This is a genomic window from Microbacterium thalli, assembly GCF_028737325.1.
In the GTDB taxonomy this organism is placed as follows: domain Bacteria; phylum Actinomycetota; class Actinomycetes; order Actinomycetales; family Microbacteriaceae; genus Microbacterium; species Microbacterium thalli.
In genome coordinates this window covers 353,549-376,162 of sequence record NZ_JAQZCH010000002.1, presented here as the reverse complement: position 1 = coordinate 376,162, position 22,614 = coordinate 353,549, and the positions used below count along the sequence as shown (strand labels likewise).

At 70.3% G+C, this 22,614-nt stretch carries 29 protein-coding genes and 2 tRNA genes; 17 read left to right on the top strand and 14 right to left on the bottom strand.

What is annotated here, in order from left to right; translation table 11 throughout:
- The first annotated feature begins 15 nt into the window (after positions 1 to 15).
- The 6 genes from gatC to PUW82_RS09630 all read left to right on the top strand — a co-directional run bounded on the left by gatC (position 16) and on the right by PUW82_RS09630 (position 5,603).
- Complete coding sequence (gene gatC, locus PUW82_RS09655; protein ID WP_274222083.1) at positions 16 to 315, top strand: Asp-tRNA(Asn)/Glu-tRNA(Gln) amidotransferase subunit GatC; 300 nt, start codon at positions 16 to 18, stop codon at positions 313 to 315.
- Entirely contained in the window at positions 312 to 1,823 is a 1,512-nt protein-coding gene (gene gatA / locus PUW82_RS09650; protein ID WP_274222082.1) for an Asp-tRNA(Asn)/Glu-tRNA(Gln) amidotransferase subunit GatA, read from the top strand. The genes gatC and gatA overlap by 4 nt, the downstream gene beginning before the upstream one ends.
- The gene (gene gatB / locus PUW82_RS09645) at positions 1,823 to 3,340 is read left to right on the top strand and encodes an Asp-tRNA(Asn)/Glu-tRNA(Gln) amidotransferase subunit GatB (protein WP_274222081.1); all 1,518 of its coding nucleotides are present in this window, start codon (positions 1,823 to 1,825) and stop codon (positions 3,338 to 3,340) included. Before gatA ends, gatB begins: the two co-directional genes overlap by 1 nt.
- Positions 3,341 to 3,432: 92 nt before the next feature.
- Positions 3,433 to 4,692: a DNA polymerase IV gene (dinB, locus tag PUW82_RS09640; RefSeq protein WP_274222080.1), complete on the top strand. Its 1,260-nt coding sequence runs from the start codon at positions 3,433 to 3,435 to the stop codon at positions 4,690 to 4,692.
- 40 nt (positions 4,693 to 4,732) lie between these two features.
- Positions 4,733 to 5,053, top strand: coding sequence for a hypothetical protein (locus PUW82_RS09635; RefSeq protein WP_274222079.1), 321 nt, complete (start codon positions 4,733 to 4,735; stop codon positions 5,051 to 5,053).
- The gene (locus PUW82_RS09630) at positions 5,028 to 5,603 is read left to right on the top strand and encodes a nucleoside/nucleotide kinase family protein (protein ID WP_274222078.1); all 576 of its coding nucleotides are present in this window, start codon (positions 5,028 to 5,030) and stop codon (positions 5,601 to 5,603) included. The genes PUW82_RS09635 and PUW82_RS09630 overlap by 26 nt, the downstream gene beginning before the upstream one ends.
- On the opposite strand, the gene PUW82_RS09625 is transcribed toward PUW82_RS09630, so the two are convergent.
- The 5 genes from PUW82_RS09625 to orn all read right to left on the bottom strand — a co-directional run bounded on the left by PUW82_RS09625 (position 5,604) and on the right by orn (position 7,464).
- Positions 5,604 to 6,065, bottom strand: coding sequence for a DUF2017 family protein (locus PUW82_RS09625; RefSeq protein WP_274222077.1), 462 nt, complete (start codon positions 6,063 to 6,065; stop codon positions 5,604 to 5,606).
- Complete coding sequence (clpS, locus tag PUW82_RS09620) at positions 6,062 to 6,361, bottom strand: ATP-dependent Clp protease adapter ClpS (RefSeq protein WP_274222076.1); 300 nt, start codon at positions 6,359 to 6,361, stop codon at positions 6,062 to 6,064. Before clpS ends, PUW82_RS09625 begins: the two co-directional genes overlap by 4 nt.
- Positions 6,352 to 6,684 (bottom strand): metallopeptidase family protein, encoded by a 333-nt coding sequence (locus PUW82_RS09615; RefSeq protein ID WP_274222075.1) that lies wholly within the window; start codon positions 6,682 to 6,684, stop codon positions 6,352 to 6,354. Before PUW82_RS09615 ends, clpS begins: the two co-directional genes overlap by 10 nt.
- 44 nt (positions 6,685 to 6,728) lie before the next feature.
- Positions 6,729 to 6,804, bottom strand: a tRNA-His gene (locus PUW82_RS09610).
- Positions 6,805 to 6,840: 36 nt separating this feature from the next.
- Complete coding sequence (gene orn, locus PUW82_RS09605; RefSeq protein ID WP_274222074.1) at positions 6,841 to 7,464, bottom strand: oligoribonuclease; 624 nt, start codon at positions 7,462 to 7,464, stop codon at positions 6,841 to 6,843.
- 77 nt (positions 7,465 to 7,541) lie between these two features.
- Between orn and PUW82_RS09600 the strand changes: the two genes are divergently transcribed.
- The 4 genes from PUW82_RS09600 (at position 7,542) to PUW82_RS09585 (ending at position 9,171) form a co-directional block, all read left to right on the top strand.
- Positions 7,542 to 7,614 (top strand) — tRNA-Arg (locus tag PUW82_RS09600).
- Between the two features lie 129 nt (positions 7,615 to 7,743).
- Positions 7,744 to 8,292, top strand: a complete 549-nt coding sequence (locus PUW82_RS09595) for a hypothetical protein (protein WP_274222073.1) — start codon at positions 7,744 to 7,746, stop codon at positions 8,290 to 8,292.
- A gap of 4 nt (positions 8,293 to 8,296) precedes the next feature.
- A complete protein-coding gene (locus PUW82_RS09590) occupies positions 8,297 to 8,896 on the top strand; it encodes a TetR/AcrR family transcriptional regulator (RefSeq protein ID WP_274222072.1) in 600 nt (199 codons plus the stop codon).
- Positions 8,897 to 8,958: 62 nt separating this feature from the next.
- The gene (locus tag PUW82_RS09585; RefSeq protein WP_274222071.1) at positions 8,959 to 9,171 is read left to right on the top strand and encodes a methyltransferase; all 213 of its coding nucleotides are present in this window, start codon (positions 8,959 to 8,961) and stop codon (positions 9,169 to 9,171) included.
- Here the strand turns inward: PUW82_RS09585 and yczE are convergent.
- Positions 9,152 to 9,808, bottom strand: coding sequence for a membrane protein YczE (gene yczE / locus PUW82_RS09580; RefSeq protein ID WP_274222070.1), 657 nt, complete (start codon positions 9,806 to 9,808; stop codon positions 9,152 to 9,154). The two genes, PUW82_RS09585 and yczE, sit on opposite strands and share 20 nt — an antisense overlap.
- Before the next feature lie 61 nt (positions 9,809 to 9,869).
- Here yczE and yczR point away from each other — a divergent pair, with 61 nt between their 5' ends.
- Positions 9,870 to 11,279, top strand: a complete 1,410-nt coding sequence (yczR, locus tag PUW82_RS09575; RefSeq protein ID WP_274222069.1) for a MocR-like transcription factor YczR — start codon at positions 9,870 to 9,872, stop codon at positions 11,277 to 11,279.
- A 22-nt stretch (positions 11,280 to 11,301) separates the two neighbouring features.
- Here yczR and PUW82_RS09570 read toward each other — a convergent pair whose 3' ends face one another.
- Positions 11,302 to 11,529, bottom strand: coding sequence for a hypothetical protein (locus PUW82_RS09570; RefSeq protein WP_274222068.1), 228 nt, complete (start codon positions 11,527 to 11,529; stop codon positions 11,302 to 11,304).
- A 117-nt stretch (positions 11,530 to 11,646) separates the two neighbouring features.
- Between PUW82_RS09570 and msrA the strand changes: the two genes are divergently transcribed.
- From msrA to PUW82_RS09545, 5 genes are all read left to right on the top strand, one after another.
- Entirely contained in the window at positions 11,647 to 12,174 is a 528-nt protein-coding gene (gene msrA / locus PUW82_RS09565; protein ID WP_274222067.1) for a peptide-methionine (S)-S-oxide reductase MsrA, read from the top strand.
- A 161-nt stretch (positions 12,175 to 12,335) separates the two neighbouring features.
- Positions 12,336 to 12,866: a single-stranded DNA-binding protein gene (locus tag PUW82_RS09560; RefSeq protein WP_274222066.1), complete on the top strand. Its 531-nt coding sequence runs from the start codon at positions 12,336 to 12,338 to the stop codon at positions 12,864 to 12,866.
- 44 nt (positions 12,867 to 12,910) lie between these two features.
- Positions 12,911 to 13,405, top strand: a complete 495-nt coding sequence (locus PUW82_RS09555) for a DUF6993 domain-containing protein (RefSeq protein ID WP_274222065.1) — start codon at positions 12,911 to 12,913, stop codon at positions 13,403 to 13,405.
- 50 nt (positions 13,406 to 13,455) lie between these two features.
- Positions 13,456 to 15,135, top strand: a complete 1,680-nt coding sequence (gene ettA, locus PUW82_RS09550; RefSeq protein WP_274222064.1) for an energy-dependent translational throttle protein EttA — start codon at positions 13,456 to 13,458, stop codon at positions 15,133 to 15,135.
- Between the two features lie 19 nt (positions 15,136 to 15,154).
- Positions 15,155 to 15,643: an acyl-CoA thioesterase gene (locus tag PUW82_RS09545; RefSeq protein WP_274222941.1), complete on the top strand. Its 489-nt coding sequence runs from the start codon at positions 15,155 to 15,157 to the stop codon at positions 15,641 to 15,643.
- Here the strand turns inward: PUW82_RS09545 and PUW82_RS09540 are convergent.
- Positions 15,625 to 16,566: an acyl-CoA thioesterase gene (locus PUW82_RS09540; protein WP_274222063.1), complete on the bottom strand. Its 942-nt coding sequence runs from the start codon at positions 16,564 to 16,566 to the stop codon at positions 15,625 to 15,627. The genes PUW82_RS09545 and PUW82_RS09540 overlap by 19 nt on opposite strands.
- Positions 16,567 to 16,586: 20 nt before the next feature.
- Between PUW82_RS09540 and PUW82_RS09535 the strand changes: the two genes are divergently transcribed.
- Positions 16,587 to 17,258 carry a DUF8185 domain-containing protein gene (locus tag PUW82_RS09535; protein ID WP_274222062.1) on the top strand — a complete coding sequence of 224 codons (672 nt, stop codon included), beginning with the start codon at positions 16,587 to 16,589 and terminating at the stop codon, positions 17,256 to 17,258.
- Between the two features lie 46 nt (positions 17,259 to 17,304).
- Here PUW82_RS09535 and PUW82_RS09530 read toward each other — a convergent pair whose 3' ends face one another.
- Genes PUW82_RS09530 through PUW82_RS09505 form a run of 6 tightly spaced genes read right to left on the bottom strand, consistent with a single transcriptional unit; the run spans position 17,305 to position 22,588 of the window.
- On the bottom strand, positions 17,305 to 17,766 hold the full coding sequence (locus PUW82_RS09530; RefSeq protein ID WP_274222061.1) for a globin: 462 nt from the start codon (positions 17,764 to 17,766) through the stop codon (positions 17,305 to 17,307).
- Complete coding sequence (locus PUW82_RS09525; RefSeq protein WP_420792743.1) at positions 17,763 to 18,875, bottom strand: mechanosensitive ion channel family protein; 1,113 nt, start codon at positions 18,873 to 18,875, stop codon at positions 17,763 to 17,765. The genes PUW82_RS09530 and PUW82_RS09525 overlap by 4 nt, the downstream gene beginning before the upstream one ends.
- A gap of 58 nt (positions 18,876 to 18,933) precedes the next feature.
- Positions 18,934 to 19,608, bottom strand: a complete 675-nt coding sequence (locus PUW82_RS09520; protein ID WP_274222060.1) for a response regulator transcription factor — start codon at positions 19,606 to 19,608, stop codon at positions 18,934 to 18,936.
- Positions 19,592 to 20,857 carry a sensor histidine kinase gene (locus PUW82_RS09515; protein WP_274222059.1) on the bottom strand — a complete coding sequence of 422 codons (1,266 nt, stop codon included), beginning with the start codon at positions 20,855 to 20,857 and terminating at the stop codon, positions 19,592 to 19,594. The genes PUW82_RS09520 and PUW82_RS09515 overlap by 17 nt, the downstream gene beginning before the upstream one ends.
- A 10-nt stretch (positions 20,858 to 20,867) precedes the next feature.
- Positions 20,868 to 21,677 (bottom strand): ABC transporter permease subunit, encoded by an 810-nt coding sequence (locus PUW82_RS09510; protein WP_274222058.1) that lies wholly within the window; start codon positions 21,675 to 21,677, stop codon positions 20,868 to 20,870.
- On the bottom strand, positions 21,674 to 22,588 hold the full coding sequence (locus PUW82_RS09505) for an ABC transporter ATP-binding protein (RefSeq protein ID WP_274222057.1): 915 nt from the start codon (positions 22,586 to 22,588) through the stop codon (positions 21,674 to 21,676). The genes PUW82_RS09510 and PUW82_RS09505 overlap by 4 nt, the downstream gene beginning before the upstream one ends.
- Between the last annotated feature and the right edge of the window lie 26 nt (positions 22,589 to 22,614).

Genomic DNA, 22,614 nt, shown 5'->3' with positions numbered 1-22,614 from the left:
AACTAGAATCGACGGGTGTCTGAAATCACCCCCGATCTCGTGCGCCATCTCGGCGTGCTCGCCCGGATCCAGCTGAGCGACGAGGAGGTCGAGCGCCTCACCGGTCAGCTCGACGCGATCGTCGACAACATCGCGAAGGTTGCGGAGGTGGCCACGCCCGACGTGCCCGCGACCAGCCACCCGATCCCGCTCGAGAACGTCTTCCGCGAGGACGTTCCCGGCGACATGCTCAGCCTCGAGCAGGTGCTCCAGAACGCTCCCGAGCGCACCGAGGACCGGTTCCGTGTCACCGCGATCCTGGGGGAGGAGCAGTGAGCGATCTCACCCGCCTGACCGCCGCCGAACTGGCGGCCCGCCTGACTGATGGCAGCATCACGAGCGTCGAGGCCACGCGTGCGCACCTCGATCGCATCGCCGCCGTCGACGGCGACGTTCATGCGTTCCTGCATGTGTCCGACCATGCCCTCGACGTCGCGGCCGACGTGGACGCCCGCCGTGCCGCCGGTGAGCAGCTCGGCGAGCTGGCGGGCGTGCCGCTCGCCATCAAGGACGTCCTGGTCACGACCGACATGCCCTCGACCAGCGGGTCGAAGATCCTCGAGGGCTTCATGTCGCCGTACGACGCGACAGTGGTCGCCCGCGCCCGTGCGGCGGGGCTCGTGCCGCTGGGCAAGACGAACATGGACGAGTTCGCCATGGGCTCCTCCACCGAGCACTCCGCTTACGGGCCCACGCGCAACCCGTGGGACCTCGACCGGATCCCGGGCGGCTCCGGCGGCGGATCCGCCGCCGCCGTCGCGGCCTTCGAAGCCCCGATCGCCCTCGGCTCCGACACCGGTGGATCGATTCGCCAGCCCGCCCACGTCACGGGCACGGTGGGGGTCAAGCCCACCTACGGCGGCGTGAGCCGCTACGGATCGATCGCGCTCGCCTCGAGCCTCGATCAGGTCGGTCCGGTCTCGCGCACGGTCCTCGACTCCGCGCTGCTCCACGACGTCATCGGCGGGCACGACCCGCACGACTCGACGTCGCTGGCCGAGCAGTGGCCGTCGTTCGCGGCCGCTGCTCGCGAGGGCGCGCGCGGTGATGTCCTGCGCGGGCTCAAGGTCGGCGTCATCCGCGAGCTCGCCGACGTGGGCTTCCAGCCCGGCGTGAGCGCGTCGTTCCGCGCGTCGCTCGCCGCGATGGAGGCGCAGGGCGCCGAGATCGTCGAGATCAGTGCCCCCCACTTCGAGTATGGGGTCGCTGCCTACTACCTCATCCTGCCGGCCGAGGCGTCGAGCAACCTCGCGAAGTTCGACTCGGTGCGGTTCGGCATGCGCCTGGACGTGCCCGGCGGCACCGTCGAGGACGTGATGTCGGCAACGCGCGACGCGGGATTCGGCGACGAGGTCAAGCGCCGCATCATCCTCGGCACGTACGCGCTGTCGGCGGGTTACTACGACGCCTACTACGGCAGTGCCCAGAAGGTGCGCACGCTCATCCAGCGGGACTTCGACGAGGCGTTCGCTCAGGTCGACGTCATCGCGACGCCGTCCGCACCGACGACGGCCTTCCGTCTCGGCGAGCAGATCGACGATCCGCTGCAGATGTACCTGAACGACGTGACGACCATTCCGGTCAACCTCGCGGGTGTGCCGGGCATCTCGATCCCGTCCGGGCTGTCCGACGACGACGGTCTGCCCGTCGGCATCCAGTTCATCGCTCCGGCCCGCCAGGACGCGCAGCTGTACCGCGTCGGCGCGGCGCTCGAGGCGATTCTGGTCGACGGCTGGGGCGGCCCGCTGCTCGACCGCGCACCGATCCTGGGAGGGGCACGCTGATGGCTGCCAAGGTCGCACTGATGGACTTCGACAAGGCTCTCGAGCTGTTCGAGCCGGTGCTCGGCTTCGAGGTGCATGTCGAGCTGAACACGCGCACCAAGATGTTCTCGCCGGCGGCGAACCCCGCCCACCCCGACAACCACGGCGCGGCGCCCAACACTCTGGTCGCCCCGGTGGACATGGGTCTGCCGGGAGCACTGCCCGTCGTGAACGCGACGGCGATCCGTTCGTCGATCAGCCTCGGGCTCGCCCTGGGCTGCTCGATCGCGCCGTCGAGCCGCTTCGCGCGCAAGAACTACTTCTACCCCGACCTCGGCAAGAACTATCAGATCTCGCAGTACGACGAGCCGATCGCATTCGAGGGCGAGGTCGAGGTCGAGCTGGCCGACGGCACGACCGTGACCGTCGACATCGAGCGCGCGCATATGGAAGAGGACGCGGGCAAGCTCACCCACATGGGTGGTGCCACCGGCCGCATCCAGGGCGCCGAGTTCTCGCTCGTCGACTACAACCGGGCCGGGGTGCCCCTCGTCGAGATCGTCACGAAGCCGATCTTCGGCGCCGAGCACCGTGCGCCCGAGATCGCCAAGGCGTACGTGCGCACGATCCGCGACATCGTGATCGGCCTCGGTATCTCCGAGGCGCGCCTCGAGCGCGGCAACCTGCGGTGTGACGCAAACGTCTCGCTGCGCCCCCGGGGTCAGCAGAAGCTCGGCACCCGCACCGAGACGAAGAACGTCAATTCCATGCGTTCGGTCGAGCGCGCGGTGCGCTACGAGATCCAGCGTCAAGCGGCGATCCTCGCCGAGGGCGGGACGATCATCCAGGAGACACGCCACTGGCACGAGGACACCGGCACGACCTCGCCGGGACGCCCGAAGTCGGATGCGGACGACTACCGCTATTTCCCCGAGCCCGATCTGCTCCCCGTGGCCCCGTCGATCGAGCTGATCGAAGAGCTGCGCGCGGCTCTGCCCGAGCCGCCGGCCGTGCGTCGTCGTCGCCTGCAGGGCGACTGGGGCTTCACGGATCTCGAGTTCCAGGATGTCGTCAACGGCGGGCTCCTCGCCGAGGTCGAGGCCACGGTGGCCGCCGGTGCAGCGCCGACGGCTGCACGCAAGTGGTGGACGGGTGAGATCACCCGCATCGCGAACACCCGCGGCGCGGAACCGCAGGCTCTGGTCGCGCCGGCGGATGTCGCGGCGCTGCAGCGGCTCGTCGACGCCGGCACCCTGACCGACAAGCTCGCGCGTCAGGTGCTCGAAGGCGTGATCGATGGCGAGGGCACCCCGCAGGAGGTCGTCGACGCCCGGGGGCTCGCGGTCGTCTCGGACGACGGCGCGCTGATCGCGGCGATCGATGAGGCGCTCGCCTCGCAGCCCGATGTCCTCGCCAAGATCCGCGACGGCAAGGTGCAGGCCGCCGGTGCCGTGATCGGTGCGGTCATGAAGGCGATGAAGGGTCAGGCCGACGCAGCACGCGTCCGCGAACTGATCCTCGAACGCGCCGCTCAGTAGCGACAGACGCCCGCGAACCGCGGACCGGCTGCCCAGCCGTTCCGCGGTTCGTCGTCGGGCCGGATGTCGGCGGTCCGGGGGAGAATGGACGCATGGGACGCGGCGACGGATCGGGGCGGCTGGTGTCGGCACCGGATGCCGACGACACCGGCACCCGCATCCTCCACGTCGACATGGACGCGTTCTACGCGGCGGTGGCCGTCCTCGACGACCCGTCGCTGGCCGGCAAGCCGATCATCGTCGGCGGGGTCGAGCGGCGAGGGGTGGTCTCGAGCGCCTCGTACGAGGCGCGCCGCTTCGGCGTCCGATCCGCGATGCCCGTGGGCCGGGCGCTGCAGCTGTGCCCCCACGCGATCGTGGTACCGACGACGTTCGAGCGCTACGCCGAGCTCTCACGCCGCGTCATGGACGTCTTCCGGTCCGTCACGCCGCTCGTCGAACCCCTCTCGATCGACGAGGCTTTCCTCGACGTGAGCGGCGCTCGGCGACTCTGGGGGAGCCCGCGCCAGATCGCTCAGCTGATCCGAGCCCGCGTGCTCGACGAGACCGGCCTCACCTGCAGCGTCGGTGTCGCGGCGACCAAGCATGTCGCGAAGATGGCGTCCACCATCTCCAAGCCCGACGGATTGCTCGTCGTGGCCGAAGCCGACACGCTCCGTTTCCTCGGGGCGCGACCGGTCGGCGCCCTGTGGGGGGTCGGACCGAAAGCGACGGAGGCGCTGCTGGCCCGCGGCATCCGGACCGTTGCCGACGTGTGGGACACCCCTCGTTCGGTGCTGGAGCGGGCGCTCGGTCCTGCGATGGGCGAGCGGGTGTGGCACCTGTCGCGCGGGCTCGACGCCCGTGAAGTGCAGACCGAACGCGTCGAGAAGAGCATCTCGCACGAAGAGACCTTCTCGCACGACGTCGTCGACACGACGGTGCTGCGGTCGGAGCTGCGCCACCTCGCCGACCGGGTGGGTGCGCGCCTGCGCGCCGGCGGCTGGGAGGCCGCGACCGTGTCGATCAAGGTGCGCCTCACCGACTTCTCGACCTACAGCCGGTCGCAGACCCTGCCGCTGCCGACCAACGTCGGCCAGCGCATCGGCTCAGCCGCGATCGATCTGCTGGACAGTGTCGACCTGACGCAAGCGGTGCGCCTCATCGGTGTGCGGGCCGAGAAGCTGCGCCCCGACGGCACGGGCGGCCTGACCCTGTGGGACGACGACGCGGAATGGCGTCGCATAGACGACGCCCTCGACGACGCGCGGGCGCGGTTCGGCCGTGGCGCCGTGACCCGGGCCAGTGTGCTCGGTCCGCGCCGCGATGTGGGAGCGATGCCGACCAACCCGCGCGTCGATCACGAACGGTGACGCCTGTACCCCGGCGGGTGGCGCGGGGTACGGTGGGACCATGCCCAACCTCGCACTCGAACTCGGCAAGCAGACCGCCAACATCGGCGTCACCAGCGTCTACGGTGAGCAGCAGGACGTCGACGGCATCCGCCTCATCCCCGTCGCGCTCAGCTGGAGCGGTTTCGGCGCCGGCGAGGACGGCGACGGCAGCACGGGTGGCGGGGGCGGCGGCTACGCGATCCCCGTCGGTGCGTACGTCCGCAAGGGCGACGACCTGCGATTCGAGCCGAATCTCGTCTCGCTCGTCGCGGTGGCGATCCCCTTCGTGTGGGTCGTCGGTCGCGCGCTCAGCCGTGTCATCCGCGCCCTCAAGAAGTAACCCGCTCCCACGCGCGATCGAGGACGCCGTCGACACGGTCCTCGGGCTCGTGGTGCCCGGCATGGTGATCGTCGTCGACGGTCGCAGCGGGGCCGGCAAGACGACGTTCGCTCGTGAGGTGCTGAGGCGATGGCCGGCGGATGTCGATGTGGAACCCGTCGCCCTCGATGACCTGTACCCCGGGTGGGACGGGTTGGTCGCGGGGTCGGCTTACGCGTATGCACGCGTCCTGGCTCCTCGTCTCGAACGACGCGCGGGGACCTGGCAGCGATGGGACTGGAACGCGGACCGCTACGGCGACGTCCGCGCGTGCCCGCCCGAGCGCGCCGTCATCCTGGAGGGGAGCGGAGCGCTCACCCCGGCATCGGCGGCGCTCTCGTCCGTGCGCGTATGGCTGGATGCTCCCGCGTCGGTGCGCCGCGAACGGGCGCTGGCGCGAGACGGGGAGACGTACCGGCCCCACTGGGAGCGCTGGGCGCTTCAGGAGGACGAGCACGTCGCCCGGCACGATCCGCGTGCGCTCGCGACGCATATCGTCGAGCTCGCCTGATCAGGCCGCCATCGACTGCAGGAGCATCTCCTGGCGGTAACCGAGCCACTCGTAGACGTCGTACCGCGGATCGTCGGGTTTCACCACGCTGTCGTCGTCGACGATGCCCAGCCTCGTCGCGAGGACGATGCGCAGTCCGGCGAGAGTGCGCAGCCACGCCGTCTGCGCCGGCCCATCGAGGATCAGGTCAGGGCGCTCCCGGGATCCCGGCTCCCGTGCGGCTAGCGTCGCGATCACCCGCTCCGCGTCGGCAGCACGCGTCGCCGCGAGATCGTCGCGGGTGAGCGACCGGAACTCCGCGGACGCCTCGGCCTCGTCGGGGTAGGCGTCGGGCGACAGTCGCCGGGTCGCCGGATCACGGTCATCGTCGGGTGCCCGAACGAGCTCGAGGTACTGCTCCACGAGCTCGCGGAGATACTGCCCTTCAGCCTGCGGCAGGGTGAACGTCACCGAGTCCGTCATGACGCCGCCCGCCGGACGGTCGCCCAGAGTCCGAACTCGTGCATGGCGCGCGCATGCGCCTCCATCGCTTCTCGCGGACCTTCGGCGACGACGGCGTGACCGTCGTTGTGCACCGCGAGCATGAGCTCGTTCGCGCGCTCGCGAGGGAAGCCGAAGTACGTGCGGAAGACGTGGACGACGTACGACATCAGGTTCACCGGGTCGTTCCAGACCACGGTCTGCCAGGGGGTGTTCGGGGCGGCGGTGAGTCGCGGCTCTCGATCCAGATCGGGCATCGCGGTGCTCATCAGGCCCATCCCAGTTCGTGCAGGCGCGTGTCGTCGATGCCGTAGAAGTGCGCGATCTCGTGCACCAGCGTCGTATGGATCTCGTCCCGCAGCGCGTCGATGTCGTCGCACGCGTGCAGGTGAGGCTCGCGGTACACGATGATGCGGTCGGGCAGCTCGCCCTGACCGTACCGGTCTCGCTCGGTCAGGGCGAAGCCGTCGTACAGTCCCAGCAGATCGAGGCTGCCGTCCTCGGGCCGGTCCTCGACCACGAAGATGACGTTGTCGAGGCCATCGACCATGTCGTCGGGAAGACGATCGAGCTCGTCCGTGACGAGGGTCTCGAATGCCACGGCATCCATCTCGATCATGTTCACTCCCGAAGCGGGGTGCTTCTTGGGGTGGCTAACGGGACTTGAACCCGCGACCCCCGCGACCACAACGCGGTGCTCTACCAACTGAGCTATAGCCACCATGTCTCCCGGAAACCGGGCAACCAGACGATTGTATTACACGGATGGGGTGTACGACGACACGACGGCCTCGGCGGTCGCGCGCGCCTGGTCGCTGGTGGGTCCGGGCTCCGGCACGAAGACCGCGGCCCGGTAGTAGGCCAGTTCGCGGATGGACTCGCGGATGTCGGCGAGCGCCCGGTGTCCGCCGTCCTTGGCGGGTGCCTGGAAGTAGGCGCGGGGGAACCAGCGGCGCGACAGCTCCTTGATGCTCGAGACGTCGACATTGCGGTAATGCAGCCACGAGTCCACGCGCGGCATGTACTTCGCGAGGAACATCCGGTCGGTGCCGATGGTGTTGCCGGCGAGCGCGGCCTTGCCCTCGGGGACGAAGCGCTGGATGTACGCCAGCACAGACTCCTCGGCCTCGGCGAGCGTGACGCCGCCGTCCAGTTCGTGCAGCAGCCCCGAGCTCTCGTGCATCGCGGTCACGAACTCGCCCATGTTCGCTCGAGCGGCCTCGCTCGGCGCGATGACCAGCTGGAAGCCGTCGTCGAGGGGACGCAACTCGTAGTCGGTCACGATGACCGCGACCTCGACGAGCTCGTCGATGCGGAGGTCGAGCCCCGTCATCTCGCAATCGATCCATACGAGACGGTCGTTCTCGGCTGTTCCCACCATGCGGCCCATCCTAATGACCGCGTGCGACGCGTGAGCCCGGGTAGCCTGGAGGCGACGGTCCGCTGCGTGCGGACCCGGCCTCCGTAGCTCAGTGGATAGAGCAGCGGCCTTCTAATCCGTTGGTCACAGGTTCGAATCCTGTCGGGGGCACCGTCACGACACTCGTTGCCGCCGTCGAACGCGGCGATGGGATTCGCGTGCGCTCGTGCCCTTGGTGACACAGCTGTGCTAAAAAGGAGGCGGTCGTCAACTCGGCGATCGTCGACACGAGGGAGCACCGTGATTCTGCTGGCCATCATCGCCTGCGAGGTGGGCTTCTGGGTCGCCATCATCGCGGGGCTGCTCGTACGCTACGTCGCTCGCAAACCGCGCTTGGGCGCGGCCCTGCTGATCGCCGCGCCGGTCATCGACGTCGTGCTGCTGATCCTGGTCGCGACCGACCTCATCGGCGGCGCCACCGCGTCGTGGCATCACGGCCTCGCCGCGCTGTACATCGGCATCTCGGTGGCGTACGGGCACCGCATGATCGCGTGGGCCGACCGCGCCTTCGCCGTACGTTTCCGCGGCGCGTCGCCCCGGCCTCGCGTCACGGGCTGGGCTTATACCCGGAAGTGCTGGATCGACGTACTGCGCACGCTCCTGGCGGCCGTGATCGCCGCGGGCATCATCCTGGGCCTGACCTTGGTGGTCGATGCGCCCGCCCGCACGGAGGAGTTGCAGGGGTTCCTGCCCGTGCTGGGGCTCATCGTCGCGATCGATCTGCTGTGGGCGGTCAGCTACACGCTCTGGCCGAAGAAGGCCCCGACGCCGACGCCGGTGAGAGGATGACAGGATGCCGCGCCTGATCGATCACGACGAACGGGACCGGCAGATCGGCGATGCGGCGATCCGCGTCTTGGCGGCAGAGGGACTCGCGGCGCTCTCCGTCCGCAAGGTCGCCGACGAGGCGGGGATCGCGACCGCGTCGCTGCGCCGAGCATTCCCGACCCAGGAGGCGCTGCGGCGCTTCTGCGTCGGACGCATCCGCGATGACGTCGCGGCGCGCATCGCCGGATTGCAGGGGGAGGGGCGACCGCTCGTCCTGCGACTGCTGGCGGAGCTGCTGCCGCTCGACGACGCCCGCCGGCGCGAGCTCGCGGCACAACTGCAGCTCGCCGTGCTCGCCCTGACGGATCCGGACCTCGGCGACAGCGTCGCCCAGATGCACGACGCCGTCCATAGCGTGTGCGCGTCGGCGCTGCACGAGCTCGTGCGCACCGGAGGGATGTCGCCCGATGCCGACCTGCCCCGCGAGGCGGCCCGGCTGCACGCGCTGCTCGACGGGCTGGCACTGCAGCTTCTCAGCACCCGCCCGGCGGATCCGCGGCAGGTCGCGGACGCGGTGCTGGAGCACCATATCGACGCACTGCCCGGAGGCGCTGCTCGGATGTGAGCGGGGCGGTGGTGCCGCGCCGGGGTGCGGAGTAGCCTGCGGGTGTCGGAAGGGGTTCGATGATGAACACGCAGACACGTCCGTCAGCACTGTGGGTCGCGTACGGCGGCCGCGGGGTGGTCGGCATGGTCCGTCACACCGACGGACGGTACATCGTGACGATGGCGGGAGCCGACGCCGAACTCGGCGCCTACCCGACGATGGAGATCGCCAAGGCCGCGCTCCATGCGCACCTCGGGCCGGGCGCAGACTGGCCTACGTTCCGGGAGCACTGAGCCCCACAGGCGGGGCTTCGCTGTCGGCCGAAGCCTTCCCGGGTGTTCGGGCGCGGCCCGCCGCGCGGCGCCGGTCGAAGAGGGCCACGCTGACGTGCACGATCGGGCCGATCAGCACGGCGAACAGGACGGTGCCGAGCCCGACGGTGCCGCCCAGCAGCCATCCGGCCAGCAGAACCGTCGCCTCGACGCCGAGCCGGCTCGCCCAGATGGGCCATCCGAAGCGCTCGTGCAGGCCGGTCATGAGCCCGTCTCGCGGCCCGGCGCCCCAGCGAGCGCCGAGGTAGATGCCCGAGGCGATCCCCACCAGCAGGGTTCCGGCGAGGAACATGGCCACGCGCGCGAGCCACGGTTCCGGCGTCGAGAGGAGCGGAAGCGTCAACTGGATCGCGGTGCCCACGAGCAGGATGTTCGCGACGGTGCCGAAACCGGGACGCTGCCGCAGGGGGATCCAGGCGAGCAGCACGACGAAGCCGGTGAGGTTCACGACCCACCCGATGCCCAGGCCCGTGCGATTGCTGATGCCTTCGGCGAACACGGTCCACGGATCGAGGCCGATTCCGGCCTCGATCATGATGGCGCAGCCGACTCCGAAGAGGGCGAGGCCGACGATGAGCTGAGCGATGCGAACGAACACCGTCTCATTCCACCCGACGATTGGCTTCTGCGGAAGAGGCCAATTCCGTTACGGTGGCTGCATGCACTCCCGCATCTCGGCTCGTGCGCTCGATGTCGCGCTCGGCGGCTGGCGGACACGCGAGCCCGCCTACGAGGCGCTTGCCGACGGCATCCGGCTGTTGTGCCTCGACAACCGCATCGCGGCCCGTACCCTGCTTCCCGCCGAACGCGTGCTCGCCGAGACGCTCGGCGTCAGCCGGACGACGGTCGCGAGTGCGTACGCGAGTCTGCGCGCCTCCGGGCACATCGACAGCGTCCGCGGCTCGGGCAGTGTGACGACCGCGCAGCCGGTCCGGGGCGAGGGAACGGTTTTCGCCGCCCCCGGTTCGGTCGACCTGCAGCAGGCGAGTCCCAGCGCCTGGCCCGGCCTCGCGGGCGTCATCGCTGAGACGGCGGCGGACGCGGCCACCCTCGTCAGCCGCACCGGATACGACACGCTCGGCTCGCGGCGCCTGCGCGCGGCCATCGCGGATCGTTACACCGCCCGCGGGCTTCCGACCACGGTCGAGCAGGTGCTGGTGACCGCCGGCGCACAGTCGGCGATCCACCTGGTGGCGGAGGTCCTGCTCGCACGCGGCGACCGTGTCCTCATCGAAACGCCGACGTACCCGCACGCCGCCGAAGCGCTGCGCGAGGCGGGAGCGCGACTGGTCGCGGTGCCCGTCACCACCGACGGCGGATGGGACGTCGATCGGCTGCGCGAGGCGGCGCGGCGCACGCGCCCGGCGATGGCCTACCTGATGCCCACGTTCCAGAACCCGACCGGCCGGTCGATGGACGAGGCGGAACAGAACGCGGTGCGCGCCGTCGCGGCATCCGGCTGCGCGATCGTCGTCGACGAGACGACCGCCGAGCTGCATTTCGGCGACGGGATGCCGCTGGCCCTCGCGGACGCCGAGGTCGTCCGGCTCGGGTCGTTGGGTAAGACCGTGTGGGGCGGCCTGCGCGTGGGGTGGGTGCGCGCACAGCCGGAGATCATCCGTCGCCTGCACGCCGGACGCCCGGCGCGCGACCTCGGGACGCCGGAGTTCGAGCAGGCCGTGGCCACGCGCTTGCTCGCTCGTATGCCGGAGATCCTTCCGCAGCGCGGCGAGCTGCTCTCGGCGGGTCACGACACCCTGATCGGGGCTCTGCGTCGCGCGCTGCCCGAGTGGCACGTGCCGCACGTCGCCGGGGGAGTGTCGCTGTGGGTCGGGCTGCCGGCGCCGCTGAGCGCGCCCGTCGTCCTGGGTGCCCGCGCCGCGGGGGTGTATCTGAGCCCGGGACCGAGGTTCGCGGTCGGAGGCGGACACGAGAACCGCTTGCGCATCCCGTTCACCGCACCGCCGCCGGCCCTCGAGCGCGCGGTCGCGGTGCTGGCGGACGTCTGGAGCCAGGTGAATGCGGGGATTGCGCCCTCGGGGCCGCCGCCCGTCGACGCCCTCGTCTGACGGCCCGATCGTCGCGCTCGGGTCAGCGGGACAGGCGGAGGGTTTCGGACGCCTCAGCGATGGTCCAGAAGTCCCCGACGGCTCGGAAGCCGCGGGACGCGGGGTGGAACCGCGAGGCGCGGAATCGGGTACCCGCGGGTGTGACGACCGTCTCGACGAGACCGCGCACGCTGCCGTCGCGATCGAGGACCCGCCATCGGTCAGCTCCGAGGCGAACGAGGTGAGGGGTGGGCGACGCGAGGGTGATCATGAGCTGCTCCTTTCGCCGCTGACGTTACGCGGGGCCTCCGACATCGCCGGGAACACTCGGCCGGCTCCTGCGTTGGCTAAGGTGAGACCTCGCGAAAGCGGGAGAACGGAGCTTTCCATGACCACCACCTTCATCCTCGCCGGCGGCTGCTTCTGGTGCCTCGACGCGGCGTACCGCGCGCTCAACGGGGTCACCGAGGTCGTGTCCGGATACATCGGCGGCCAGAGCCCGCACCCCAGCTACGAGGCGGTCTGCACCGGGACGACCGGGCATGCCGAGGCGGTGTCGGTGACGTTCGACCCGGACGTGATCCCCGCGGACGTCATCCTCGACGCCTACTTCACGATGCACGACCCCCGTCAGCTCAACCGTCAGGGTGCGGACGTAGGTACCCAGTACCGCTCCGCGATGTTCCCGCTCGACGACGCGCAGGCCGAGCTTTTCGAGACCGCGCGGACGCGGGCCGACGAGCTCTGGGGTGGCGGAGTCGTCACGACGATCGAGCGCGCCGAGACCTTCTACCCCGCCGAGGAGTACCACCAGGACTTCTTCGCGAAGAACCCCGGCCAGGGCTACTGCCTGGCCGTCGCGGTTCCCAAGGTCAACAAGGTGCGCGCGCGGTTCGCGGAGTACGCCCGCAGCTGACGGCTCCTCCCCACCCTCGCGGCGACGGCGGTTCCCCACATTCGTGCGGGACCGCCGTCGCCGCGCGCGGGGCCGCCGCGATGCTGGATGTGCTCCGGCGTCCGACGGGCACTCGGGCGCCGGAGCATTCGTCACCGCGTACCTTCAGTTGAGGAGCACACATGTCCGACCGCATCACCGTCATCGGCAACATCGCGACCGAGCCCGAGCAGCGCCGCACCGGTAGCGGCATCCCCGTGACCACGTTCCGGCTCGCGAGCAGCCAGCGCTATCGCGACCCCCAGTCGGGCGAGTGGGTCGACGGCACCACGAACTGGTACCGCATCTGCGTCTTCCGCTCCCTCGGCGAGAACGCCTTCGCGTCGCTGCGCAAGGGCCAGCGCATCATCGTCGACGGCAAGCTGCGCGTGAAGGAGTGGGAGGCGGGCGGCAAGAAGGGGATCGAGGTCGAGGTCGAGGCCGATGCCATCGGGCCGGACCTCAAGTGGGGTACTGCTGTGTTCCACAAGCGCGCCGCCGGCGAGCCGACGTCGTCCGGTGCGGCTCCGACCGTCGAGGGGACCGCCGATGCAGACGTGTGGTCCCTCCCCGGCGGCGTCCCGACTGCGGGGCTGCGCGAGCAGACGGATGCCGCGACGGCGACGGCCGAGGGGCAGTGGGCTCCAGCAGAGCCTGAGCCCGCGCCGTTCTGAGGCCGGACATCGGGCGTTCGGGCGCGCGCCCCTAGACTGCACGGGTGCGCCCCCTCCGCTTCGCATCGCCCCGACCGAGACACGCCGTGGCCGCGGTGATCGTCGCCGCGACCCTGGCCGTGGCGGGGTGTACCCCGACCAATCCCGAGCCGGCCCCCAGCACACCCAGCCCGGTCGAGACCACGGCGGCACCGACACCTCAGGCTCCCGTCCTGATGCCCGACGGTACGGCCGCGGACAACCTGCCGTTCTTCACGGCGATCATGCAGCAGGTGGCGGCCACCCCGGACAACGTGGCCGGGCGCGCGTACATCGATGCCCTCGTGGCCGCCGGTTTCGACAAAGCGGCCATGCAGGTCACCGCCGATCGGACGTCGGTGGACGACCCCGTCGACAGCCTCCAGTTCTCGGTGCTGTGGAAGGGGGAGTGCCTCGTGGGGCAGGTGGGGCCGTCGACGCCGGCGCCGACCGCGCTCGTGCTTCCGGAGCTGCCCAGCGGAGGCTGCCTCATCGGACTCACGCGACCCATCGACTGGTGAACGGCGAGGGGCGGATGATCGAGCTCCCGGCCGTCTAGAATCGATCTGTTATGGCTGAGTACATCTACTCCATGGTCCGTGCCCGCAAGGCTGTCGGCGAGAAGCTCATTCTCGACGACGTCACGATGTCGTTCCTCCCGGGGGCGAAGATCGGCATGGTCGGCCCCAACGGTGCCGGAAAGTCGACCATCCTCAAGATCATGGCCGGCCTCGACCAGCCGTCCAACGGCGAGGCGAAGCTGACACCGGGGTTCACGGTCGGCATCCTCATGCAGGAGCCCGAGCTCGACGACACCAAGACGGTGCTCGAGAACATCGAGGCGGGCGTGGCGATCAAGGCCAAGCTCGACCGCTTCAACGAGATCTCGGCGTTGATGGCCGACCCCGACGCGGACTTCGACGCCCTGCTGGCCGAGATGGGCACGCTTCAGGAGGAGATCGACGCAGCCGACGGTTGGGACCTCGATTCGCAGCTGCACCAGGCCATGGAGGCGCTGCGCACGCCGCCCGCCGACGCATCGGTGGCGCCCCTGTCCGGTGGTGAGCGTCGCCGGGTCGCGCTCGCTCGTCTGCTGCTGCAGAAGCCCGACCTGCTGCTCCTCGACGAGCCCACCAACCACCTCGACGCCGAGAGCGTGCTCTGGCTCGAGCAGCACCTGCAGTCCTACAAGGGCGCCGTCATCGCGATCACGCACGACCGGTACTTCCTCGACAACGTCGCCGAATGGATCGCCGAGGTCGACCGCGGTCGCCTGATCGGATACGAGGGCAACTACTCGACCTACCTCGAGAAGAAGGCCGAACGCCTCGACATCCAGGGCAAGAAGGACGCCAAGCTGGCCAAGCGCCTCAAGGACGAGCTCGAGTGGGTCCGCAGCTCGGCCAAGGGACGTCAGACGAAGTCGAAGGCGCGTCTCGCTCGCTACGAGGAGATGGCAGCCGAGGCGGAGCGCACGCGCAAGCTGGACTTCGAAGAGATCCAGATCCCCGCGGGTCCCCGTCTGGGCAACGTCGTCATCGACGCGAAGAAGCTCCACAAGGCGTTCGGCGACCGCGTGCTCATCGACAACCTGAGCTTCAACCTGCCGCCCAACGGCATCGTCGGCGTCATCGGCCCCAACGGCGTCGGCAAGACGACGCTGTTCAAGACCATCGTCGGCCTCGAGCCGCTCGACGGCGGCGACCTGAAGATCGGTGAAACGGTCAAGATCAGCTACGTCGACCAGTCGCGCGGCAACATCGACCCCGAGAAGACCCTCTGGGAGGTCGTCTCGGACGGGCTCGACATCATCACGGTCGGCAAGATCGAGATCCCGTCGCGCGCGTACGTGTCGAAGTTCGGTTTCAAGGGCCCCGACCAGCAGAAGAAGGCCGGCGTGCTCTCCGGTGGTGAGCGCAACCGCCTGAACCTCGCGCTGACGCTCAAGGAGGGTGGCAACCTGCTCCTTCTCGACGAGCCGACCAACGACCTCGACGTCGAGACGCTGAGCTCGCTCGAGAACGCACTGCTCGAATTCCCCGGCTGCGCCGTCGTCATCACCCACGACCGGTGGTTCCTCGACCGCATCGCCACGCACATCCTCGCGTACGAGGGCACGGACGAGGACCCCGCGAAGTGGTACTGGTTCGAGGGCAACTTCGAGGCCTACGAGGCCAACAAGATCGAGCGCCTCGGAGCGGATGCTGCGAACCCCGCGAAGTCCACGTACCGCAAGCTCACGCGTGACTGACGTCTCGTTGTCCCCGGCGATGCCCGCCGGGGACGCCCGCGTCCACGTCCCGATCCACTTGCGCTGGGGTGACCTCGACGCGCTCGGGCACGTGAACAACACGTCGATGCTGAAGCTGCTCGAGGAAGCGCGGCTGCGGGCTTTCTGGAAGCCGGAGGAGGGCCTCGAAGGGCCGCCCACCGCAATCCTCGGCGCCCTCAGCGCCACCGGTGAGACGATGACCCTGATCGCCCGTCAGGAGATCGAGTACCTCGCCCCGGTTCCCTACGGTCAGCGGCCGCTCGACGTGCAGCTGTGGATCGGCCGCATGGGCGGCTCGAGCATCGACGTCTGCTACGAGGTCTTCAGTCCGCGCGGCGACGAACCGCAGGTCTGCTACGCGCGGTCCACCGCCGTCGTGGTGATGGTCTCCACCGCCACCGGACGCCCGGTGCGTCTGACCGACGAGATGCGCGCCGCGTGGGCGCCCGTCGTGGGCGAGCCGATCGTCTACGGACGCCGGCGCTGACCCGCGGCGTCGTCCCCGTCGGGAACGCGCACCATGATCTCCTGCGCCACACTCGCGACGAGGGTGCCCGCGCGGTCATAGATGCGTCCGGTCGACAGTCCGCGCCCCCCGCGCGCGCTCGGTGACTCCTGCACGTACAGCAGCCACTCATCGACGCGCGCGAAGCGGTGCCACCACATGGCATGATCGAGGCTCGCCACCTTCAAGCCCGGCGTCGCCCACGCGAGTCCGTGCGCCCGCAGCACTGGTTCCTGGATCGTGAGGTCGCTGAGGAACGCGAGAGCAGCGCGGTGGATCGTCGGGTCGTCGGGAAGCGCCGACCGGGTGCGCGCCCACACCGCCTGCCGCGAGGTCGCCGGATCACTGGGCTCGAGATAGATCGGTGCGGTCACATGACGCAGCTCGATCGGGTTCGCCGAGAAGATGCGCCGGCTGAGCGGGTGCAGGCCGCTCAGCTGCTGCTCGAGGCCCGGCAGGTCTTCGGGCTGCGGGATGCCGTCCGGCATGGGTTCGGCGTGCTCGACCCCCGGATCCTCGTCCTCGAAGGACGCGATCATCGAGAAGATCGGCGACCCGTTCTGGAAGGCCTGCGTGCGCCGCGTGGAGAACGACCGCCCGTCGTGGATGCGGTCGACCGAGAAGGTGATGTTGCGCGACGAGTCACCCGGCCGCAGGAAGTACCCGTGCATGGAGTGCGGCACACGCTCGGCGGGCACGGTACGCATCGCCGCCATGGTCGCCTGAGCCAGCACTTGACCGCCGAAGACGCGGCCCTGCGGCATCACCTGCGACTCACCGGTGAAGATGTCCTCGGTGGTGCGGGCGTCGCTCGACGACAGGTCGAGGACGCGCAGCAGCGCGGCAACGGGGTCGACTTCTTCGGCGGGGGTCTCGGGCGCGGTCTCTCCGCTTGTCTCAGCCATCGGTCGGTAGTCTAGGACGGATGTCTGCACGCCTCCTGTTCCCCGAACCCGAGGTGGCTCGCGACGTCCTCACCTTCGCCGCCCGCGCCGCCCGCCTCGGTGACGGCGTCATCCGGCTGCAGGGCGGCAGCGGGATCCTCGTCATGACGTGTGCGCCGCTGGCGCCCCGTTCGCTCGCCGATGGCACGCCGTTCGTGCTGGGCATGCGAACCGCGCCGGTCGATCCCGAGCTCGAGTGCGACCTCGCGGTCGACGCGGCTGCGCTGGCTGCGGACGCCGATGCCCGCGCCGTGCGTCTGCCCGACAGTGCGGTCACCGCTTCGTGGGCGGGCGTCTCGCCGCCCCGTTCCGGCTGGCGTGAGGCGGGCGAGCTCGATTCGGCCCGCGTCTCACTGCGCGCGCAGTGGGGGATCGCTGCCGTCGCGCGTCAGCTGCCGACGGGAGCCGGCGACGATGTCGTCCACCTGGTGCGCTCGTCGATCTGGGGCGCCGCCGACGACGATCTGGCCGGCTTGCCGCTGGGCGTCGCCTTCGCCGCCGTGGGGCTCGGCTTCATCGGCGGTGCGGAGCAGCCGGTCGTCCGCCGGACGGACGTCTGGACGCGGATCTCGTTCGCGCGCGGGCATGTGCTGACGCGGGGCCCGGTCGCGATGGGACTCACCCCGGTGCGGTCCACGGGGCGCGGGAACTGACCGAGCCGGCGGATCCACGGCGCTCTCCGCTGCCCCGCCGAGCCTGTCAGCGGTCGTCGGCACCCGTTCGGGGGTGCACGGGCAGCACGGTGGCGCCGACGCTCGGGCCCGGGCCGATGCCCGACGGCTCGAAGGTGTTGACCATCGCGTGGGCGGCGCGTTCGAGGTAGTCCCAGAGCGTCGCCTCGTGGAGGGGGGACAGGTCGAGCTCGTCGACGGCCGTGCGCATGTGACGCAGCCATCGATCCCGCGCGTCGGGGTCGACGTGGAACGGGCGATGCCGCATGCGCAGGCGCGGGTGACCGCGGGTCTCGCCGTACGTCGTCGGGCCGCCCCAGTACTGCTCGAGAAAGAGCGTGAGGCGCTCGGCGGCGGGTCCGAGGTCTTCTTCGGGGTACATGGGACGCAGGACATCGTCGGCAGCCACCTCGCGGTAGAACACGTCGACGAGCCGGACGAAGGTGTCATGACCACCGACCTCGTCGTAGAAGCTCGGGCTGTCGGTCACGGGGTGTCCTTCGGTTCGTCGGTGGGGGAGCCCGGGCGCTCGGACGACGAGTCGGTGGCCGGTGCGTTCTTGCGTCGCGGCCGCCACTGCGGTCGCGGGCGTGTCGCGACAGGCGCCACCGGCTGCGGTTTCGTCTTCGGCGGATTGGCGCCACGGACGCTCTGTGCGCCCTCCAGACCGGTGAGGATCGTGGAGTTCAGCTGCGGGATCTTCACCCCGAGTTCGTCGATCGCGCGCTTGAGGCGCAGGCGCAGCGCCCGCGCGACGTCGTCCTTTGCGTTGGGACGCGTCTTCACGACCAGGCGGATGACGAGTGCCTCGCCGGTGACCGATTCCAGTCCCCAGATCTCGGGCTTCTCGATGATGCGTCCGCGCCACTTCGACTCGCGGGCCATGTCTTTCGCGGCGTCGAGCATCGCGTGCTCGACAGCGTCGATGTCGGCGTCGGCGGGCACGGAGAGGTCGACGATGACGCGGGCCCATCCCTGTGACAGGTTGCCGATGCGGGTGATCTCGCCGTTGCGCACGAACCAGAGCGCACCGTTGACGTCGCGGACGTGCGTCACCCGCACACTCACGTACTCGACGATCCCGGTCGCGAGCCCCAGGTCGACCACGTCGCCGATGCCGATCTGGTCTTCGGCGACGATGAACATGCCGTTGAGGACGTCCTTGACGATGTTCTGCGCACCGAAACCCAGCCCGGCGCCGATCGCCGCCGACAGCAGGGTGAACGACCCGAGGATGTCGGGGTTGAGCACCCCGACGACCATCAGGAGGGCGACGATGACGATCGTCACGTTCACGATGTTCGACAGGATCGATCCGAGCGTGCGCGTCCGCTGCACGATGCGCACCTCCGCCAGGGGCGAGATGTCGATCGCGCGGGTGTCCTCGGCGTCGGCGCGCGTCTTCGCGCCGCGGACGATCCGCTCGACGATCCGTCCGATGAGACGGCGCATGAGCCACGAGAGCGCGAAAGCTCCGAGGATGATCGCCGCGACCTTCACGATGTTCCACCCGGCGACGGTGAGGAACGCCACGAAGTCGGTCATGGAGATGTTCCAGTCCACGGGGGCGGGGGCGGGGGAGGCATCGAACGGCGTCATCGATCCGATCCTAACGACGGCTCCTGCGTCGCAGCCGCGAGCGCGCCGGGGACCTCGCTCAGGTGTCGAGGCCCGGCTGCGCGAGGCCGTGCGCGATCAGGACCGCGTGCACGCGATCCCGGGCGGGGAGCTTCGTGAGGATGCGACCGACGTGCGTCTTCACCGTCGATTCGCTGAGGAACAGCGTCGCGGCGATCTCGGCGTTCGTCAGCCCGTGAGCCATCGCCTCGAGCACCTCCGCCTCGCGTGCGGTCAGCGTGCTCGGCCGCGCCGGCTGCGGTGCGGGGAGGCCCGCCGCTGTGACGAGGTCGATCATCCGACGCGTCACGCGGGGCGACAGAGTCGCCTCGCCCGCCGCGACCGCGCGCACCGCGGCGATGAGCTCGTCGCGGCGGGCATCCTTGAGCAGGAACCCGCCCGCCCCCGCGCGCAGCGCGCCGAAGGCGTATTCGTCGAGGTCGAAGGTGGTCAGCACCAGCACGCGCACGTCCGGGTGGGCCCGACGGACGCGCGCGGTCGCCTCGATGCCGTCGACGCCGGGCATCCGGACATCCATCAGGACGACATCGGGGGCGAGCTCGCGGACGGCCGCCAGCGCCTCGGCGCCGTCGGAGGCCTCGCCGACCACGTCGATGTCGCCGGCCGACTCGAGCACCATCCGGAACCCGAGCCGGATGAGCGTCTGATCGTCGACGATGAGCACGCGGATCGGCGCGTCACGAGGACTCGTCATGGTTCTCCTGTTCGAGGGGGAGGACGGCGCGCACGCGCCACCCGCGGCCGGGGGCCGGCCCGGCTTCGACGGCGCCGCCGGTGAGTTCGACGCGCTCTCGGAGACCCCGCAGGCCGTAGCCGCCGGTGGCGACCGGGGGTGCGTCGAGGGGCTCGCCGTCATCGGTCACGGTGATCGTGACGGACGCCGGCTCGTACGCGATGCGCAGATCGATCCGGGTCGCGCCGCGAGCGTGCCGGATGGCGTTCGTGACGGCCTCCTGCGCGATGCGCGAGATGGCCAGCTGTACGGCGCTGCTGAGCTCGGGCCGCTCGCCCGCCACCGTCAGCGTCGCATCGAACCCGGCCGCGCGTGCCGACGCGATCGTCTCGGCGGCGGTGTCTCGGGCCAGCGGCGCCAGCGGGGCGGCATCCGGGTCGCGCAGCATGCCGAGCGTCGCGCGCATGTCGCGGAGCGCCTCACGGCCCGTCGTCGCGATCGCCGCGGCGCCGGGGCGAGCGCGGTCCATCTCGGTCGACGCGGCCACGCCTTCGGCGAGGGCCACCATGACGGTGAGCGAGTGCGCGACGATGTCGTGGAGCTCGCGGGCGATCCGCTCACGCTCGGAGGCGGCTGCCAGCTGCGTCTGCTGGTCGCGCTCGACGACCAGCTGGCGTGAGCGATCGATGAGCGCCGCGACGTAGCGCTTGCGATTGCCGACGTTGGTGCCGATGAGAGCGCCGATGGTCGTGACGACGGCCTCGCCGATCACGGCGTTCCAGGCGATCGCGGGGCCGATGACGCCGGTCAAGCCCAGAACGGCAGCGCTCGTCGCGAGCGAGCCGAGGGCGATCCCCACACCGATCAGGCACGCGCGGGTGCTGCGATACACCGCCAGCGAGTACGCGCTCATGCACAGCAGGAGTCCGCCGACAGCCACAGGGGCGAGCAGGTACGCGTGCGCGACGACCACGGCGAGCACGAAGACGGCCCGCGGGAATCGACGGCGCAGCAGCAGTGACGCGCAGCCGAGGATGACGAGGCCGACGACGACCGGACCCGTCATCGGCCAGTACCGGGCGATCCCGACGGCATCGCCGTCGCCGCGGAACGAGGTGGCCGGTACCAGTGAGACCAGCAGGCACACACCGGCGACGAGTACGTCGGCGATCCGCGGGTGCCGCGCCCAGAACCGCCGCATGACTCCCGGGGGACGCGGAAGCCGCAGCTCGTCGTCCGGGGACGTCGAGCTGCGGCTTCCTGAGGTCACTCCTGGCACCCTACGCGTCGCGCGTGCGCAGGACGGCCCAGCCGCCCAGCAGCGTCGCCGCGGGCCACGCGAGCAGCGTGATGAGCGCCGGCCAGAAGTCGTCCGGTGCGGGCGAGGTTACGACCTGGGCGGCCGAGGCCGGCAGATACTGCCCGAGGTCGACGATCCATGCCCACGACTCGCCGCCGAGCGCGAACAGGCTGAGCACGATCGGCAGGACGAACAGGATGCCGACCGTGGCGGCGATCGCTCCGGCTCCGCTGCGGATGATGAAGCCCCAACCCAGGCCGAGCAGGGCGAAGGTCGCCATCGCAAGCACACCGAGCGCCAGCGGGATGACCGACTGCTCGGGCGAGCCCCAGTCCAGCGTCCGGTCGCCGAAGATGGGTGCGGAGGCCAGCAGGGCGACGGTCGAGGTGAGCACGGTCGTGACGGCGAGAAGCACCGCGACGACGACCGCCTTCGCGACGAGCACAGCGCCGCGCCGCGGTTCGGCGGCGAACGTCGACCGGATCATGCCGGTGGAGTACTCGCCCGTGATGGCCAGAGCGCCGAGGATGCCGGCGACGAGCATCGTGAACTGCATCGGGGCCGTGATCGCCAGGACGGGGTTGAAGTCGCCGCCGAAATCGGTGGACGCCCAGGCCATGAGCAGCGAGATGCCGATCGCGAGAGCCGCGGTCACCCCGAGCGACCACCAGGTCGAGCGCAGGGTGAGCAGCTTGATGAATTCGCTGCGCACGAGCCGCGCCGCCGACAGGCGGTATGGGGCGGACGCGGAGCGCGCGGGCGCCGGAGTGTGGACGGTCGTCGTGCTCATCGCACGGCCCCCTTTGTCTGGTACTCGACGGAACCTTCGGTCAAGGCGAGGTACGCATCCTCCAGCGACCCGACGCGCGGGGTCAGCTCGTGGAGCGGGATGCCGTTCGCCGCGGCAGCGTCGCCGATCGCCGGAGCGCCGAGCCCCGCGATCTGCAGCACGCCGGGCTCGCCGCTCGTCACGGAGACGTCCGGACCGGCCAGCAGCCGCGCGAGGTCGTCCGCGCGGGGGCTGCGAACGGTGACGGTGTTGCTGGTCCAGGACCGGACGAGGTCGTCGATGCTCGCATCGGCGAGGACCCGGCCGCGCCCGAGCACGATGACGTGGTCGGCGGTGAGGGCCATCTCGCTCATCAGGTGGCTCGACAGCAGCACGGTGCGACCCTGTGCGGCCTGGCCGCGGACGAACTGTCGCACCCAGCGCACGCCCTCGGGGTCGAGGCCGTTGACCGGTTCGTCGAGGATGAGCGTCTGCGGGTCGCCGAGCAGCGCGGCCGCGATCCCGAGTCGCTGGCCCATGCCGAGCGAGAACTTGCCGGCACGCTTGCCGGCGACCGAACCGAGCCCGGTGATGTCGATGACGTCGTCCACGCGGGAACGGGGGATGCCGTGCGTTGCGGCCATCGCACGCAGGTGGGAGCGGGCGCTCCGACCGGTGTGCACCGCTTTCGCATCCAGCAGGATCCCGACCTCGGTGAGCGGGGAGCGCAGCGTCCGATAGTCCTGCCCGTTGATGGTGACGCGCCCGGAGGACGGGCGGTCGAGGCCGACGATCATGCGCATCGTGGTGGACTTCCCGGCGCCGTTCGGCCCGAGGAAGCCGGTCACCCTGCCCGACGGGACGGTGAAGCTGACACCGTCGACCGCGGTCTTGTCTCCGTACCTCTTGGTGAGGCCTTCTGCAACGATCATGCGCCCACGCTATCGACGCGGTCCGT